We start from the raw sequence: 16,035 nt of genomic DNA, 5'->3' as shown, positions 1-16,035 counted from the left end.
GCAATTTAATTCATTTTATAAAGGGTAATCCCGGAACTTCAACGGTTTAAGCAAAGTCCCTACTTATGTTACGGTAAAGAGCTACCCAATAGCACAGGGAGGGCAATGTCCGCGTTCTGGCAAAACACGATTCGCCAGGCCATCGATTTCAGGCGAGAGCTACACAGCGAGCCTGAGTTGAGCTGGCAGGAAACACGCACTGCGCAGAAAATTCGCACAGCGCTAAGTGACATGAACATTGAATGGACGCCCTGCGCGGGTACCGGGACACTGGCGCGCCTTAATATTGGCGCCAGTTCTTCGAGCAGCCCGCACATTGCCTTGCGCGGCGACATTGACGCGCTACCCATCCATGAGCAAACCGGTAAAACCTGGGCTTCCCGACAAATGGGCTGCATGCATGCCTGTGGGCATGACGGGCACACCGCGGTGCTAGTAGCCACCGCCCGGTATCTGAAAAGCGTTGAATACGCGCTGCCAGGGCCTGTCACCCTGATATTTCAACCCGCCGAGGAAGGTGGTCACGGTGCCTTGCGCATGATTGAAGATGGCGCACTGGAAGGCATTGACGAAATTTACGGCTGGCACAACTGGCCAGCCATCCCGTACGGAAAAATGGTGTGCCCAGACGGCATCGTGATGTGTGGAAATGGCACATTCGAAATAACTGTCACCGGCCAGGGCGGACACGCCAGCCAACCGGAATTGTGCCGAGACCCTGTGCTTGCAGGCAGCGCCATGGTGCAGGCACTGCAACAGGTGGTTGCACGCAGGCTTGCACCCCAGCAGGCAGCCGTGCTCAGCGTCACTTCATTCGACGCACCCAGTGGATTCACGGTGATTCCGCAGCAGGCTGTGCTGGGTGGCAGCATTCGCGTGCCCGACAATGCCACGCGTGACGCGATCAATGCCTTGATTGTCGAGGTGGTCGAGCACACTGCGCGGGCCCATGGCGTAAGCGCTGAAGTAGCGATACAACCGAGATACAACGCGACTGTGAACCATGCCAAACAGGCCAGCTATTTGCGGGAAACGTGGTGCAAACAAAATGGCAACGATGCACTCGACACGAAGATCCCCGTGCCAATCATGGCCTCGGAGGACTTCAGCTATTACCTGCAAGAAATACCGGGCGCGTTTGCATTGATCGGGGCTGGCGTGCCTGAGCAACGTGCCCACCCCTGCCACAGCCCGTTCTACGATTTTAATGATGATCTGATTGAGCCAGTCACCCGTCTGTATGCGCGGTTGGTAGGCGCACCCCAATCAACACAACAAGAAGGAGTGATGTAAATGACCATGCAAACTTTCGAGAGACGAGAAAGCGATGTACGCGGCTACAGCCGCACCTACCCCGTGGTGTTTGACAAGGCATTGAATGCCCGCCAGACCGACGAAAGCGGCAAGGAATACATCGACTTTTTTGCAGGTGCCGGCGTGCTGAATTTTGGTCACAACAATGAGCGCATGCAAAAGGCCGTGGTTGAGTACATTCAATCCAATGGCGTAACCCACAGCCTGGACATGGCCACGGTGGCCAAACGCGCATTCATTGAGAAGTTTGAAGACGTGGTGCTCAAACCGCGCAACATGCCGCACAAAATGCAGTTCATGGGCCCCACTGGCACCAACTCGGTTGAGGCGGCTTTGAAAATTGCACGCCGTGTTACTGGCCGCCAACAAATTGTGTCGTTCTCGCATGGCTTTCACGGCATGACACTGGGTTCGCTGGCCTGCACCGCCAACGCCTACTTTCGCGGCGCTGCTGGTGTGCCACTTCAACACGTTACCCACCAGGCCTTTGGTTGTGAAACTTTGTGCAAAGGCTGCACCTTGGGCTGTGGCGACGAAAGCATTGAGCGCATGCGCGCGCTGTATGCCGACACCTCCAGCGGTGTGGCGCCACCTGCTGCATTCTTGATTGAAACCATTCAGGCAGAAGGCGGTGTGAAAGTGGCCAGCGCCAAGTGGTTGCAGCAATTGCAGACCCTTGCCAAAGAAGTGGGAGCCCTACTGATCATCGACGACATTCAAGTGGGCTGTGGCCGCACCGGCACGTACTTCAGCTTCGATGATTTGGGTCTTGATCCCGACATTGTGTGCCTGGCCAAAGGCGTTGGCGGCTGGGGCACACCCATGGCGCTGAACCTGGTGAAACCAGAAATTGACAAACACTGGGCACCGGGCGAACACACAGGCACATTCCGGGGGCAAAACCTGTCATTCGTCGCCGGGCGGGAAGCGCTGACTTACTTCGAGAATAATGCGTTGATGAACGAGGTAAAACGCAAAGCCAAGGTGATGCACGCTGCCATGAAAGGCCTGGTAGACCGCCACCCTGCGCTTGAGTTGACGGGCAAAGGCATGATTCTGGGCTTGAATGTGGGCAGTACAGAAGTGTCCAAAGCCATTGTGAACCAGTGTTTTGAAGATGGACTCATGATTGCCAGCTGCGGCACTGGCGGGCGGGTGATCAAACTGATTCCGCCGTTGACCATTCCGGATGCAGATCTTGAAGAAGGTTTGAACACCTTGATCAAAGCGGTCAACCGCGCACTGGAGGCTGCATGAGAAAACGCGATGACATGACCTTTCCTTTCGAGGAATACGAGCGCCGCATCTCGGAATTGCGCACACGAATTGCGCAGCGCAGGCTGGATGCAGTGGTCATTACCGACCCGGAAAACATCATGTACCTGACGGATTACCAAACCACCGGGTACTCGTTTTTTCAGGCACTGGTGGTGCCGCTTGAAGATGAACCCTTCATGATCACGCGTGCGCTGGAAGAATCGAATGTGTTTGCGCGCACCTGGGTGGAACAATCACGGCCCTACCCGGACACCGGTGATGCGATTCAAATGCTGCTGGATGCACTGCGCGAATTCAAACTGATTGACAAACGAATTGGCTACGAGCGCAACAGCTACTTTTTCCCGGCGTATCAACAAGATTTCGTACACACCCGTTTGAACAAGGGCAAGCTGCTGGACTGTTTCGGAATTGTGGAGCAAGGCCGCCTGCGCAAGTCACCCGTTGAAATTGAACTGATGCGCAAAGCCGCACATGCCACTGAAGCTGGCATGAAGGCTGGCCTTGAAGCGTGCGCTGCGGGTGTGACCGAAAACGACATTGGTGCAGCCATTTCTTCAGCCATGTTCAAAGCCGGGGGCGAACCCCCCTCTGTGATGCCCTATGTCACCAGCGGGCCACGCACCATGATAGGCCACGCCACCTGGGAAGGCCGCGTGGTAAAACCCGGCGAGCATGTGTTTCTTGAGGTAGGTGGCTGCTATCGACGCTACCACACCGCCATGATGCGCACTGTGGTGCTGGGAGAGCTCAGCGATTCGATGTTCAAGGCCCAAGAAACCATGAAAGAAGCGTTGAATGCGGTGCATGAATTTGTGCAACCTGGCATGACAGTTTCTGATGCCGACAACATGATTCGCAACATCATCACCCACAACGATGTGGGGGCACGGCTGATTACCCGCTCAGGTTATTCAATCGGCATTGCTTTCCCGCCCAGTTGGGATGAAGGCTACATCATGAGCCTGAAACAAGGCGAATCATCCATTCTGGAAGAAGGCATGACCTTCCACATCATTCCGTGGATGTGGGGTGTCGATGGGGACAAAACCTGCGGCATTTCCGACAGCATCATCATCACCCAAAACGGCTGTGAATCCTTCTTCTCGCTGGATCGGGATTTCACCGTAAAGCCTGAGAAAAACCTGCACACACTGAGTGCAGTGAACTCAACACCCACCAAGAAAAAAGCCGCCACTGATACCAACACGCAGGAGGACCAAGCTGTATGACCACTGCCATGCTTACTTCAACCAACCCGTTCACAGGCGAAAAAATCGCCGAACACGCCGCCTTGCAAAGCGAACAAATCACAGCGCAAATCAGCCTGGCCGCAGCCGCTTTCCCGGCATGGTCGGCGAAGTCGCATGCTGAGCGTGGAAAGGTACTCCACGCAGTGGCCGCGCAACTGCGCAAACACAAAAGCAAGCTGGCCGAATTAATGGCGCTGGAAATGGGCAAGCCGATTAAAGAGGGTGGACCAGAAGTAGAGAAGGCCGCCACCTGTTGCGAATACTACGCCGAACACGCTGGCAAGCATTTGGCCGATGAATGGATCGCATCCGATGCATCTGAAAGCTATGTGAAATACCAGCCCTTGGGCACCTTGTTGGGTATATTGCCGTGGAATGCACCTGCCTGGCTGGCCTTTCGCTACCTGGCCCCAGCATTGATGGCGGGCAACACCTGCGTGATGAAACACGACCCCAACGTACCTGCCACAGCCCAGGCACTGGCCGACATTTTCAAAGAGGCGGGCGCACCAGCTGGTGTGGTTGTGAATTTGCCGGTTAGAACCGAGCATGTGGAGCAGGCCATTCGTGATTCCCGAATTATGGCTGTCAGCTTTACCGGTTCAAGTGCAGCGGGCAGAAAAGTGGCAGCCACTGCGGCATCGGAACTCAAACCAGCCGTGCTTGAATTGGGTGGGTCGGACCCCTGTATTGTGCTGGCCGATGCCGACCTTGAGCGTGCAGCGGATATTGTGGTGTTGTCGCGCATTATCAATGCGGGGCAAAGTTGTATTGCGGCCAAACGTATTTTGATTGAAGCCAAGGTGTATGAAGAATTTACCACTTTGCTGAAAGTGCGCCTTGCAAAACTGAAAATGGGTAATCCGCTGGATGCAACAACCGACATTGGACCGATTGCCCGAAAAGACCTGCGCGACAACCTGCACCGGCAAGTTCAGCAAACGATCGGGGAAGGCGCGAAGTGCTTGTTGGGCGGAGAAATGCCCGATGCGCCCGGCTACCACTACCCGCCCACCTTGCTGGCCGGGGTGAAACCGGGCATGTGTGCGTTTGAAGAAGAAACCTTCGGCCCGGTGATGGCAGTAATGGCAGTTGAAAATTTAGACGAAGCCTTGGCGATTGCCAACAACACAAACTATGGTTTGGGATCTAGTATATGGACTGCCAGCACCAGCAAAGCCATGCGCGCAGTCAATGAATTACAGGCCGGGCAAGTTGCAGTGAATGGCATTGTAAAAACCGACCCCCGTTTGCCCAGTGGTGGCATTAAGCAATCGGGCTATGGACGCGAGCTTGGGCCACACGGCATCCGCGAGTTTGTTAACGCCAAGCAGGTCTGGATCAAATAGAGGCAGTCGAGGAGACAAATTAAAATGATTAAAGTCAGTGTGATGTACCCCAATGCGCAAGGCGTCAGCTTTGACCACGAGTATTACAAAACCACACACATGCCCTTGGTAAAAAGCAAAATGGGCAAGGCCCTGCACCACTACACCGTGGACAAAGGGTTGGCAGGCGGCGCGGGCGACGCACCTGCCTTTGTGGCCATGGGCCATTTGTTGGTTGATTCGGTGGAAGCATTCCAGGCCGCATTCGGCCCACATTCGAAGGAAATCATGGGCGACATTCCCAACTACACCAATGCAAGCCCGGTGATTGTGATCAGTGAAGTGACCGTTGAAAAAGGCTAAATGTTTTTGGGAAACTTCGCGATGATTCGGTCAAACTGACTCGCGAATGTTTTCCGGTCTGCTTGGCTGTAGGCTGGCGGGCCGCCGGTGTCCACCCCGCTTGCGCGCATGGTGTCCATGAAATCGCGCATGGTGTGCAAAGCCTTGATGTTCTCGGCAGTAAACATTTCACCACGCGGGCTTAACACCTGCGCACCTTTGTCCACCAGTTGGGCAGCCAGCGGTATGTCACTGGTGATCACCAAATTGCCAGCCTCTACGCGGCGCACAATCTCGTCATCGGCCTCATCGAACCCTCGTGGCACTTGCAGCATTTTGATGAATTTCGAGGGTGGCGTGCGAATGTACTGATTGGCCACCAAGGTGGTTTCAATCCCAGCTCGATCTGCTGCACGAAAAATAATTTCCTTCACCGCAACAGGGCAAGCATCGGCGTCGACCCAGATTTTCATTGTTTAACCACGCAAAAATGCAACAAGCCCCGATCGTATCAAATCGCAAAACCTAGGGATGATCCGAAGCGCAATACCGGTTCTATTCCGATACAGTTCAATCAAGAATTAAAACTTTTCAGGTGGGTAATATGGGTTTCAAAGTAGCTTTTCTGGGTCTGGGTGTAATGGGATACCCCATGGCAGGTCATTTGGCCAAGGCAGGTCATGAAGTCACTGTGTACAACCGAAGCTCGGCCAAAGCCGAGAAATGGGTGGCACAGCACGGCGGAAAAATGGCGACCACACCCGAAAAAGCCGCAGCCAACCAGGATTTCGTATTCGCCTGCGTGGGCAACGACGATGACTTGCGCCAAATTTGCACCGGCATCAACGGTGCCTTCCACGGCATGAAGCCAGGTTCCGTGTTCATCGACCACACCACCGCCAGCGCTAAAATTGCCCGTGAATTATTCGACCAGGCCAAAGATGCCGGCTTTGGATTTATCGATGCCCCGGTGTCTGGTGGCCAGGCTGGCGCTGAAAATGGTCAACTTACTGTTATGTGTGGCGGAACTCACGGCGACTTCGAACAGTCCAAAGACGTAATTGCTGCATTTGCCAAAGCAGTCACTTTAATGGGCGAATCAGGCAGTGGGCAGCTCACCAAAATGGTGAATCAAGTGTGTATCGCCGGTTTGCTGCAAGGTTTGTCCGAGGCCTTGAAATTCGGCATGAATGCCGGGCTCGATGTAAACAAAGCGCTGGAAGTAATCGGAAAAGGCGCAGCACAAAGCTGGCAAATGGACAACCGTGGAAAAACCATGGTGGAGGGCAAATTTGATTTTGGTTTCGCAGTGGACTGGATGCGCAAAGACTTAAGCCTGGTGTTGGAGGAAGCGCGACGCAATGGCTCGCAACTTCCAGTGACAGCCTTGGTGGACCAGTTCTATGCTGAAGTCCAGGGCATGGGCGGTCAGCGTTGGGACACCTCCAGCCTGATTAAACGTTTGTAAACGCACGCGTTAGCTTTGAGCCGAACGCGCGCTTTATTGGAACGATCACCCACGGCTTGGGGCGTGGGTTTGGCGCTTTTGGGCGCCATCTTTTTTTCTGGCAAGGCAATCGTCGTCAAACTGGCTTATGCCTACCCGGTTGACGCATCCACACTGCTGGCCATGCGCATGCTGTTGTCACTACCCCTGTTTTTGGGCGCACTCGTTTTCACGATACTGCGCGAAAAAAACGCAGTGAAAATGACAGGCAAAGACTATGGTTTGATTACCCTTGCAGGCTTGTTGGGATACTACCTGGCCAGCCTGTTCGATTTCATGGGCTTGCAATACATTACCGCCGGGCTCGAGCGGCTTATTTTGTTCACCTACCCATCCATCGTGTTGCTGATCGCCTGCATTGTGAAACAGCAATGGCCGCAACCCTGGCAACTCATGTGCATGGCGCTCAGCTATGTGGGGTTGGCTGTGGTGTACGGTCACGAAACGGTGCTGGTGGGCGACAACACGGCGCTTGGCGTGGTGCTGGTGTTTGTTTCGGCCATTTGTTACGCCAGTTATTTGATTGTGGGTGAAAGGCTGCTAAAACGCCTAGGCACAATTCGGGTTACAGCCATGGCCACTTTGGTGTCGGCTGCGGCCATACTGATACAAATCAATGTTCAGCAACCGCTGAGCATCATCATTGAACAACCACTGCCAGTGTGGGGTTGGTCGCTGGTCAATGCGGTTTTTTGTACATTTGTACCCGTGTTTGCCGTGATGACCGCCATCAGCTTGATTGGCGCACCACGTGTGTCGCAACTGGGCATGATTGGCCCAATCGCCACACTTGCACTGGGCACCTGGATATTAAAAGAACCATTTACTGTTTGGCATGCTGTGGGAACCGCACTTGTAATTTTGGGTGTGGCGCTACTGAGCATGAAGAAAGTCGCAAAAAAAGGAGTAACAACATGAGTACAACACCCGCAAAAATTGTCCGTTTTCACAACCCTGGCGCACCCGATGTGCTGAAAATGGAGGACACCGAGGTTGGCCCACCCAAAGCTGGCGAGGTTCAAATTGAACACAAGGCAATTGGGCTGAATTACATCGAAGTGTATTGGCGTACCGGTGTTTACCCACAACCCCTGCCGTGCTGCCCCGGCACCGAAGGCGCTGGCATTGTGCGCGCGGTTGGCGAAGGCGTGACTGACCTGAAAGTGGGCGACCGCGTGGCCTATGGCTCGGGCCCTGTGGGTTCGTATTGCACCGTGCGCAACATGCCCGCACACCCATTGATGAAAATTCCAGACAGCATTGATTTTGAAACCGCAGCGGCCATGATGCTGAAAGGCTTCACCGCCCAATACCTGCTGCGCCGCGTGTACAAAGTGCAAGCTGGCGAAACCATTCTGTTTCATGCCGCCGCAGGTGGCGTGGGTACAATTGCAACACAATGGGCAAAATCACTTGGAGTCCGTGTAATCGGTACCGTGTCCACGCGCGAAAAAGCAGAGTTGGCCAAGGCCAATGGTTGCGCAGAAGTGATTATTACAAGCGAAGAAAATATTGTTGATCGCGTGAAGGAACTGACCGACGGAAAAGGCGTTCCCGTGGTGTACGACAGCGTGGGCAAAGCCACGTTTATGGATTCCCTGAATTGCCTGAAACCGCGCGGCATGATGATCAGCTTTGGCAATGCCAGCGGCAAGGTTGACCCGGTGCCATTGCAATGGCTGGCCGAGCGTGGCTCGCTGGTGCTGACTCGCCCCACGGTTGCCTCTTTCACAGTGGACAAGGCTGAAATGCTGGAAAGTGCCGCTGAAATGTTTGGCGTGGTGGCCAGTGGTGCGGTGAAAATCCAAATCAACCAGCGGTTTGCGCTGGCGGATGTGGTGAAGGCGCATACCGAGCTTGAAGGACGACGCACAACAGGTTGTACAGTGTTGATTCCTTGACGCGCTGAGAGTTAAACGCCCGATCGGCTTGGGTTTCAATCTCTCGCCTGAAAACCTGTATTTCCCTTTTTGAAATTCACCCTGACTCACCTCGCTCGGCAAAAAGGCGGGCCGAGTCTCGGTGCCGGCCAATGGCCGACCGTGGCGGGTGAATTCAAACGGGCAGGTTTTCTTGAAGGCGAGGCGATCGAAACACCGCCGCCGATTGGGCTTTTGAGCCAGCGGTGACTCGGAGCTGAACTTGCAAGTGGTCGCACGATGACCGGTCAGAAAACTTGCCGGCTTGGCGCGCCGAGACAAACGATCGCGCCCATGCGCGAAAGCCAAGACCCGACCGTTACTTTTGGAGGGCTTGGCTTAGTGCAGGCTCAAGCTGACAAGCCGATATGCCAAGTTTTCGGGCAGCGGTGACCCTTCAAGTTCAGATCAAAAGTCACCAATGACATGTGGCTCAGATAACTCATGCCGAGTGGGCTAAACACAACAGCGGTGACCCTTCGAGTTCAGCGAAAAAGTCAACTACAGCGCCACATGCCCTGTCTGCTGCGCAGGCTGCAGTGGCGCGTCTTTACTGGAAGGCGCATTGCGGGCACCGGCAGTTTTCACCGTATAGATTTTCAGTTCCACACCATGCTGATGTTCCGCCTCCCGAACCCGTCCAATGAAATGGCGGGACACCACCTGCCCTTTGGACAGCCACATAAACCCGTCTGGCCCCTCAAAATCACGCGCCAACACCAGGCCTTCGTAAAGGTCTTCGCCATGCAAAATTTTCTCGTTGGCTTTCTCCGCAGCCTTCAACTTCACCAAGGCGATGGGCAGCACCTCGATCACCTTGGGGTCGTAGCGCTTGCCAGCAGCGCCCACCAAAAACGTTTGGGCCTGTAATTCATCAAACGCCTTGGAAGCAAGCCACCCTTGCTGCAACTCATCATAATCCTCAGCCACCGCCAAAATGCGCGCTCCCAGTGGAATGCCGTCTGCCGCCAAACCATCTGGAAAACCCTGACCATCGTAGCGCTCATGGTGGTGTCGGATAATCTCGGACACATGCACCATTTCTGACAAACCATGAAATGCTGCCTGGGCCTTCATTGGGTGTTTCATCAAAGCCACGCGCGCATCGCCTTTCAGCTCTACCACCGGTTTGAACAAGGTTTCATCACTCAAGCCCAATTTACCAATGTCATGCAGCAGCGCTGCCACGTAAATATCTTGTAATGCCGACTCACTGGCGTGAAGTTCTTTGGCAATCAATCGGGCCAGTTCAGCCACACGCAAACCATGCGCTGCAAGTTGGGGGGAACGCAATTCCATCAGATTGGAAAAAGACTTCACGGCGGCCAGGTACTGCATGCGCATCTCGCGCTGAATCTGCTCCAGCATCAACTGCATTTGATGGGTTTCAGCACGCTGCGATTCCAGTTGTTGATTCAGGGTTGAATTCGCCCCCGTCAAGCTTTCGACTTCTTTGCTCAAGGCATTGGCATTGGCCTGAACCTCTGCCAGCTGGCGCTCTAGTTCCTTGATCAACTGCTGGTTATCGGTGGCTTGTTCAACTGACATGATTCTGTTTCCCCTGTGAATGCGGCGCATTCTCCTTGAATGGAATAACGGCAAGCTTTGAAGAAATCTGAAACCCTTTTCCCCTCTAAATGGGGGGTGCCATTTGCTGAATCTGAAATGACAAATTGTCAGTATCAATTTGTATAAACAATCGAGTCACAAAGACCCCGGGAAGACGAGACATGAGACACGCCCTATTTGGCATATTGGCGCTGTGCGCGGCTTTGGCTGCCTGCAGTTCCGAGTCAGACACCGCTGCGACCACCACCGACAGCCGCACCACCCCCACAGAAGTTGAAGTAACGCCCACTGCATTCAATATTGCAAACCAGTGTGTCGCAATCCAATCGCTGGCCAACAACAAGTTTGTGGCCCTGAGCAGCGACGGCAGCTATGGTGTCACGGAATCTACGGCGGTGAACGCAGCCCCCTTCTTCCTCAAGCCCACGGCCTTGGGCAAGTACATGATTTACAACCGCAACGACGCCATGATGCAGGCTGTCGGTAACTCCGCAGGTACTCCAGTGGGCAGCAGCACGGCGTTTTCGGATTCAATCGAATGGGCTGTTCAGGAAGATGAAAAGGGTCGCGGCGGTTTCTCGCTGACCAACTCGGGAAACACCATGAAACTGGCCCTGCTCGGATTCAGCAACGGCCTGGGCACTGTAGAAAATGCCGGCAACAGTGAAGAAACGCTGTTTCAGTTTGTAAAAGCCACCGGGTGTGCCGAGTTTCCTGAAATTGCAACCAATACCGAAGGTCGTACCTTTGCCGGTGCGGGTCTGAACCGCGCAGTCAAGGGTTTTGCCGACGTTCACAACCACATCACTGCCACCACCTTTCTGGGCGGCGCACACCACGGAACGCCGCATCACCGGTTTGGCGTCACCCAGGCTTTGGGCAGTTGCGAGGCAAACCATGGCCCCATGGGCAGGCTTGACCTGGTCGACAACCTGTTCAAGTTTTCACCCCAAGCAAGCCACGACACGCAGGGTTGGCCTACTTTCCGCAGCTGGCCTGCAGCCGATGCGCTTACGCACGAAGGCTTGTATTACAAGTGGCTGGAACGCGCATGGAAAGCCGGCTTGCGTATTTTTGTCACCAACCTGGTTGAAAACGAAACGCTTTGCAACCTGGTTCGCAACACAAAAGGCAAACCCTTGGCCAACTGCAATGAAATGGAAAGTGCAGTGACCCAAATTGAATACGCCAAACAGCTTGAAAGCTACATTGATGCGCAGGAAGGCGGCCCCGGCAAAGGGTGGTTCCGCATTGTGACCAGCCCGGCAGAGGCGCGACGAGTCATCAACGACGGCAAGCTGGCCGTGGTACTGGGCATTGAAATTTCGCACCTGTTCAACTGTGGAATCAAGTTTGGCCAAAACCTGTGTGATGAAGCCGAGATCGACAAACAACTCGACCGCCTGCATGCGCTCGGCGTGCGCCAAATGTTCCCCATTCATGAATTTGACAACGCATTTGGCGGCAACGGCATTTTTGATGGTGCCGTGCTGAACGTGGGTAATTTTGTTGACACTGGCGCCTTCTGGCAAACCTACGATTGCCCCGGCGGTGAAAACAACTACGCCGACTACATATTGCGTCAGCCCGGCGCAGTCATGACGTCTCTCCCGGGCTTGGGCAACGATCCTGTAACCCAGGCATTGATCGCCAACAACCCAGGTGTGGCCCCCATTTACCCCACGGGTGAGGACCAGCGCCAGTGTAATCGCCGCGGACTCACCGAGCTTGGCAAGTACGCCTTCAAGCGATTGATGGAAAAAGGCATCATCATTGAAGTGGATCACATGGAACTGAGCATCAAGGGTGACTTGATCGAGATGGCAGACCGCCAGCAGCCCAAGTACCCACTGGTGTCCACGCACGGCGCGCATGGTGGCATTACCCGCGAACAGGGCCGAAAAATTCTGGCTGCGGGCGGCATTATTTATCCCTATCAAGGCAACGCACAAAGCTGGGCCGAAGACCTGAAAGTGATTGCCCCGCTAAAAAGCCAGCAACATGATTTCGCCATGGGTTTTGGTGCTGACACCAATGGTCTGGGTGCCCAAGCGGGCCCACGGGCTGCAGACCGACCACAAATCACCTACCCCTTCACCCTGTTCCAGGGGCCCGACTGGGCAGGCGTATTCAACACCAACGTGAGCCCGGTGAAGTTTGAGAAACAAACCAGTGGCGAGCGCGCGTTCGATGCCAACACCGAAGGACAAGCGCACTATGGCCTGAAGGCCGACTGGGTTGAAGAATTGAGACTTGAGGGTGGCAACGAGGCCTTGAAGGCACTCTACAATTCTGCCGAGGTGTATATTCAAATGTGGGAACGAACAACGGCAAAGCGAACTCGAATCAATCCATGAACAAACGAGCACTTGTGTATCTTGGCCTGGCCAGCGCCACGCTGGCTGGGGCATACCTCTACGTACAATCATTGCCCCCCGACGCCCCCACTGGCAACCCGACTCAAGGTGGCGCCGCACAGGCACTTGAGTCACTCTCGATTGTGAATGGAAGCCTGACCACCGGCACATTCAACACCACGGTTCGCAAGGGGCAGCCCATCCAGTTTTTGGTGCACAGCAACCAAACGGACTCACTGATTGTTGAGGGGCTTGATGCTCGGGTCGCGCTGCCCGGCAATCAAACCACGCTGGTCAGCATTGCAGCCAATACGTTGGGCACCCACGCCATCGAGCTTGATCTTTCCGGCACCACAATCGGCAGCATCGAAGTCACACCATGACCCTGGCCCTGGTGGTGCTGATTAGCCTTGCCGCATTCATCACCTCCAGCATCACAGCCGCCATGGGCATTGGTGGCGGGGTGGTTTTGTTGGCACTTATGGCACAGCTGGTGCCCCCCGCCCTGCTCATACCCTTGCACGGCGCGGCTCAACTCATGTCCAATACCAACCGGGTGTTGGTACAACGCAAATTCATCAACTGGGCTTACATCAAACCATTCTTGCTGGGCTCAATCGTTGGCGGCGCATTGATCACTCCGCTTGCACTGTACATGCCTGTTGCGCTGGGCCAGGTAATACTGGGCGCGTTCATTGTGCTGGCCACCTGGAAAAGCGCGTGGTTGCGGCTGGCAAACTGGCCTGCCGCTGTATCTGGGGGAATTACCACGGGCCTTAGTTTGGTGTTGGGTGCCACAGGGCCCCTGGTGATGTCGGTACTTCCGAAGTCTGCCTGGGAACGGCAAGTCATTGTGGGTACGCACGGCATGGCCATGGTCATTCAACATGGCATCAAGGTCATTGCGTTTTCCAGCCTGAATATAAGTTTGGTGCAGTACTGGCCATTGTTACTGGGCATTGGCATGGCAACGCTGGCAGGCAACCTGGTGGGGGCTAGGTTACTGGCCCGCGTACCGGAAGAAAAATTCACCGTTATGCTGAACTGGCTGCTCACCGCATTGGCAATTCGTTTGATGTGGCAAGGCATCAGCACCCTTCTGGCAAGCGGCACCTAACCATTTCGGGTTCCCATTCAACAGGGATATCAAGCGGCTCGTTGTGTTTCACACTAAAGGCTGAACACGATTCACCGCCCCTGAAGGTTGCCCCATGGTATTCAAAACTATTCTTGACTCGCTGACCCTGCCCAAAAAATGCGCCATCATCGCGCTGCCACTGTTGCTGGCATTCGGCTTTCTGTTTCAGCAAATGTACGCCCAAATCAACACACTGATCAGTTCTTCCGAGAACGAGCTACAGGGCACGGTTTTTCTGGAAAAGATGAATCCACTGATGCAAAAAATTCTGCTGGATCGTGCGCAAAGCCAATCCGGGGCAGCGGGCGAACTAAGCGCATCGATCAAAGCTGCAAAAGCAGAATTGCCCGACAACTGGCCAATCACTGCCAGCAACCTGGATCAGGTTGCAACTCTGTTGCCACAGGCCTTGAACCAGAACGCCAGCGAGGCCCAATCGGAAGAACTGGGCAATCAAATGGTCACCCTGGTGCGTCAACTGGCCGATGAAAGCGAACTGACGCTAGACCCTTTCCTACCCAGCTACTACATGATGAGCCCCATGGCATTCCAACTGCCACGTGTCATCGAGTACCTGTCCGAGTTGCAGGGCCGCTTGCGCAACCCCGGCACCGACCCGGCAGCCAGCTTGAGCTTTGTTCAATCCCGGCTTGGCACCTTGGGCCGGGCCATGGATGAAATTCGCGAAGCCACCGAAAAATCAGCTGCCGCAGGTGGCGCAATCACCAGCGCGACACGCGCACAGATCGACACGATTGATCAGCGCATCGACACCATCTCGGGCTGGGCCAAAGAGCAATCTGCCAAAGACCTGAACTACGACAGCATAACTGGTCAGGCCGACACGGTTCGATTGCTTGGCGAAGCGGTCAACACTGGCTTTCAACTCAGCCAAAGCCTGAACAAAACCTTGCAAGCCGATTTGACTGACCGGATCTCAGGCATGCAAGGCACTTTGATTAAGGCGGGTGCGGGTTCACTGGCTGTGCTGTTGTTGGCATTCGCGCTGGGGTATGTGGTGTTCAAAGACACCAACACCGAAATTGCCCAAATTCTTGCACATGCAAAAATCATCGGTATGGGTGATCTGTCCAAATCCATTGAAAGCCATGGCAGCAACGAAATCAGCAAGATTCGCGCCGCACTCGAGAATATCCGGCAAAAGCAAACGAGTCTTGTGGGCGAGGTGAAAGACGCCTCAACCCGGATGGCCGACACCATCACTACTTTGGTGACAGCCTCCTCGCAGGTCAAAAGCAGTGTGCAGGAACAAACCGATTCCGCCTCGGCTGTGGCCGCCTCGGTGGAGGAACTCACGGTTTCAATTGGTCAGGTACATACCCACGCCAGTCAGGCGCTTGGCCTGTCCAATCAGGCAGGTCAATCGTCAATCAGTGGTCGGGAAAGTGTTAAACAAGCCCGCCAGGCCATGGAAAAAATTGGCACCGCCTCGGGCACCCTGGCACAAAGCATCAACAACCTGGGCAATCAGTCTGACAACATCTCCAGCATTATTCAGGTGATTCATGCAATTGCCGATCAAACCAATTTGCTTGCACTGAATGCGGCCATTGAAGCAGCACGTGCTGGCGAACAAGGGCGTGGCTTTGCGGTAGTGGCCGATGAAGTACGCAAGCTGGCTGAGAAAACAGCCGCCTCGACAAAAAGCATTTCGTCTTTGATCTCGGACATTCAAAATGAAACGCGCTCAGCGGTTGACCAGGTCACAGGGTGGGCCGAGATGATCAGTTCAGGCCAACAGTCTTCGATGGGGGCAGATCAGCAAATGGAGTCCATCAACCACCACACCTGCGATGCAGAACGTGCGGTTACCGAAATTACTGAGGCGTTGAAAGAGCAAAGCGCCGCCTCCACGCTGATCGCTCAGCAAGTGGAGCGCATTGCCCGCATGACGGAGGAAAGCCAAGGGGTAGCCCATGAGGTGAACCTGGTGATCACAGAGCTGCAAAGCCTGTCGAATCAAATGGACACCGTCATGGGCAAATTCAAACTGGCCCAACAGGCCTGAT

The 16,035-nt window shown here is 54.6% G+C and carries 14 protein-coding genes; 12 read left to right on the top strand and 2 right to left on the bottom strand.

The annotated features are described in order from the left end of the window. Positions 1-105: 105 nt before the first annotated feature. The 5 genes from doeB2 to FRIGORI9N_RS15000 are packed head-to-tail and all read left to right on the top strand — an operon-like array spanning position 106 to position 5,536. Positions 106-1,293, top strand: a complete 1,188-nt coding sequence (gene doeB2, locus FRIGORI9N_RS15020) for a N(2)-acetyl-L-2,4-diaminobutanoate deacetylase DoeB2 (protein ID WP_159572799.1) — start codon at positions 106-108, stop codon at positions 1,291-1,293. Further along, positions 1,294-2,571, top strand: a complete 1,278-nt coding sequence (locus FRIGORI9N_RS15015) for an aspartate aminotransferase family protein (protein WP_236550920.1) — start codon at positions 1,294-1,296, stop codon at positions 2,569-2,571. It abuts the gene before it with no gap. Then, positions 2,568-3,824, top strand: a complete 1,257-nt coding sequence (gene doeA, locus FRIGORI9N_RS15010; protein ID WP_159572797.1) for an ectoine hydrolase — start codon at positions 2,568-2,570, stop codon at positions 3,822-3,824. The genes FRIGORI9N_RS15015 and doeA overlap by 4 nt, the downstream gene beginning before the upstream one ends. After that, positions 3,821-5,194 (top strand): NAD-dependent succinate-semialdehyde dehydrogenase, encoded by a 1,374-nt coding sequence (locus FRIGORI9N_RS15005; protein ID WP_159572795.1) that lies wholly within the window; start codon positions 3,821-3,823, stop codon positions 5,192-5,194. Before doeA ends, FRIGORI9N_RS15005 begins: the two co-directional genes overlap by 4 nt. 24 nt (positions 5,195-5,218) lie before the next feature. Next, positions 5,219-5,536 (top strand): EthD family reductase, encoded by a 318-nt coding sequence (locus tag FRIGORI9N_RS15000; protein WP_159572793.1) that lies wholly within the window; start codon positions 5,219-5,221, stop codon positions 5,534-5,536. Here the strand turns inward: FRIGORI9N_RS15000 and FRIGORI9N_RS14995 are convergent. Continuing rightward, a complete protein-coding gene (locus FRIGORI9N_RS14995; protein ID WP_159572791.1) occupies positions 5,533-5,988 on the bottom strand; it encodes a YaiI/YqxD family protein in 456 nt (151 codons plus the stop codon). The genes FRIGORI9N_RS15000 and FRIGORI9N_RS14995 overlap by 4 nt on opposite strands. A gap of 131 nt (positions 5,989-6,119) precedes the next feature. On the opposite strand from FRIGORI9N_RS14995, the gene FRIGORI9N_RS14990 reads away from it, so the two are divergent. Genes FRIGORI9N_RS14990 through FRIGORI9N_RS14980 form a run of 3 tightly spaced genes read left to right on the top strand, consistent with a single transcriptional unit; the run spans position 6,120 to position 8,923 of the window. Continuing rightward, positions 6,120-6,983 carry an NAD(P)-dependent oxidoreductase gene (locus tag FRIGORI9N_RS14990; RefSeq protein ID WP_159572789.1) on the top strand — a complete coding sequence of 288 codons (864 nt, stop codon included), beginning with the start codon at positions 6,120-6,122 and terminating at the stop codon, positions 6,981-6,983. Between the two features lie 36 nt (positions 6,984-7,019). Then, positions 7,020-7,940, top strand: coding sequence for a DMT family transporter (locus FRIGORI9N_RS14985; RefSeq protein WP_159572787.1), 921 nt, complete (start codon positions 7,020-7,022; stop codon positions 7,938-7,940). Further along, positions 7,937-8,923 (top strand): quinone oxidoreductase, encoded by a 987-nt coding sequence (locus FRIGORI9N_RS14980; protein ID WP_159572785.1) that lies wholly within the window; start codon positions 7,937-7,939, stop codon positions 8,921-8,923. Before FRIGORI9N_RS14985 ends, FRIGORI9N_RS14980 begins: the two co-directional genes overlap by 4 nt. Before the next feature lie 519 nt (positions 8,924-9,442). On the opposite strand, the gene FRIGORI9N_RS14975 is transcribed toward FRIGORI9N_RS14980, so the two are convergent. Continuing rightward, positions 9,443-10,489, bottom strand: a complete 1,047-nt coding sequence (locus FRIGORI9N_RS14975) for an HD-GYP domain-containing protein (RefSeq protein ID WP_159572783.1) — start codon at positions 10,487-10,489, stop codon at positions 9,443-9,445. 182 nt (positions 10,490-10,671) lie between these two features. On the opposite strand from FRIGORI9N_RS14975, the gene FRIGORI9N_RS14970 reads away from it, so the two are divergent. The 4 genes from FRIGORI9N_RS14970 to FRIGORI9N_RS14955 all read left to right on the top strand — a co-directional run bounded on the left by FRIGORI9N_RS14970 (position 10,672) and on the right by FRIGORI9N_RS14955 (position 16,034). After that, positions 10,672-12,867, top strand: a complete 2,196-nt coding sequence (locus FRIGORI9N_RS14970; protein ID WP_159572781.1) for a membrane dipeptidase — start codon at positions 10,672-10,674, stop codon at positions 12,865-12,867. Continuing rightward, positions 12,864-13,250: a hypothetical protein gene (locus FRIGORI9N_RS14965; RefSeq protein ID WP_159572779.1), complete on the top strand. Its 387-nt coding sequence runs from the start codon at positions 12,864-12,866 to the stop codon at positions 13,248-13,250. Before FRIGORI9N_RS14970 ends, FRIGORI9N_RS14965 begins: the two co-directional genes overlap by 4 nt. Continuing rightward, complete coding sequence (locus tag FRIGORI9N_RS14960) at positions 13,247-13,984, top strand: sulfite exporter TauE/SafE family protein (RefSeq protein ID WP_159572777.1); 738 nt, start codon at positions 13,247-13,249, stop codon at positions 13,982-13,984. The genes FRIGORI9N_RS14965 and FRIGORI9N_RS14960 overlap by 4 nt, the downstream gene beginning before the upstream one ends. A gap of 94 nt (positions 13,985-14,078) precedes the next feature. After that, positions 14,079-16,034, top strand: a complete 1,956-nt coding sequence (locus tag FRIGORI9N_RS14955) for a methyl-accepting chemotaxis protein (RefSeq protein ID WP_159572775.1) — start codon at positions 14,079-14,081, stop codon at positions 16,032-16,034. Position 16,035: the final 1 nt, after the last annotated feature.

The sequence above is a fragment of the Limnobacter sp. 130 genome (assembly GCF_902506325.1).
In the GTDB taxonomy this organism is placed as follows: Bacteria; Pseudomonadota; Gammaproteobacteria; order Burkholderiales; family Burkholderiaceae_B; genus Limnobacter.
This window is presented reverse-complemented; position numbering and strand designations above follow the sequence as displayed.

Excerpts from the sequence above, each read along its gene's own strand:
- FRIGORI9N_RS15005 (WP_159572795.1), top strand. The coding sequence starts at position 3,821 with ATGACCACTGCCATGCTTACTTCAACCAACCCGTTCACAGGCGAAAAA.
- FRIGORI9N_RS14995 (WP_159572791.1), bottom strand. The coding sequence starts at position 5,988 with ATGAAAATCTGGGTCGACGCCGATGCTTGCCCTGTTGCGGTGAAGGAA.
- FRIGORI9N_RS14965 (WP_159572779.1), top strand. The coding sequence starts at position 12,864 with ATGAACAAACGAGCACTTGTGTATCTTGGCCTGGCCAGCGCCACGCTG.
- FRIGORI9N_RS15015 (WP_236550920.1), top strand. The coding sequence starts at position 1,294 with ATGACCATGCAAACTTTCGAGAGACGAGAAAGCGATGTACGCGGCTAC.
- FRIGORI9N_RS14980 (WP_159572785.1), top strand. The coding sequence starts at position 7,937 with ATGAGTACAACACCCGCAAAAATTGTCCGTTTTCACAACCCTGGCGCA.
- FRIGORI9N_RS14970 (WP_159572781.1), top strand. The coding sequence starts at position 10,672 with ATGAGACACGCCCTATTTGGCATATTGGCGCTGTGCGCGGCTTTGGCT.
- FRIGORI9N_RS14975 (WP_159572783.1), bottom strand. The coding sequence starts at position 10,489 with ATGTCAGTTGAACAAGCCACCGATAACCAGCAGTTGATCAAGGAACTA.
- FRIGORI9N_RS14955 (WP_159572775.1), top strand. The coding sequence starts at position 14,079 with ATGGTATTCAAAACTATTCTTGACTCGCTGACCCTGCCCAAAAAATGC.
- FRIGORI9N_RS15000 (WP_159572793.1), top strand. The coding sequence starts at position 5,219 with ATGATTAAAGTCAGTGTGATGTACCCCAATGCGCAAGGCGTCAGCTTT.
- FRIGORI9N_RS14960 (WP_159572777.1), top strand. The coding sequence starts at position 13,247 with ATGACCCTGGCCCTGGTGGTGCTGATTAGCCTTGCCGCATTCATCACC.
- doeB2 (WP_159572799.1), top strand. The coding sequence starts at position 106 with ATGTCCGCGTTCTGGCAAAACACGATTCGCCAGGCCATCGATTTCAGG.
- FRIGORI9N_RS14990 (WP_159572789.1), top strand. The coding sequence starts at position 6,120 with ATGGGTTTCAAAGTAGCTTTTCTGGGTCTGGGTGTAATGGGATACCCC.
- doeA (WP_159572797.1), top strand. The coding sequence starts at position 2,568 with ATGAGAAAACGCGATGACATGACCTTTCCTTTCGAGGAATACGAGCGC.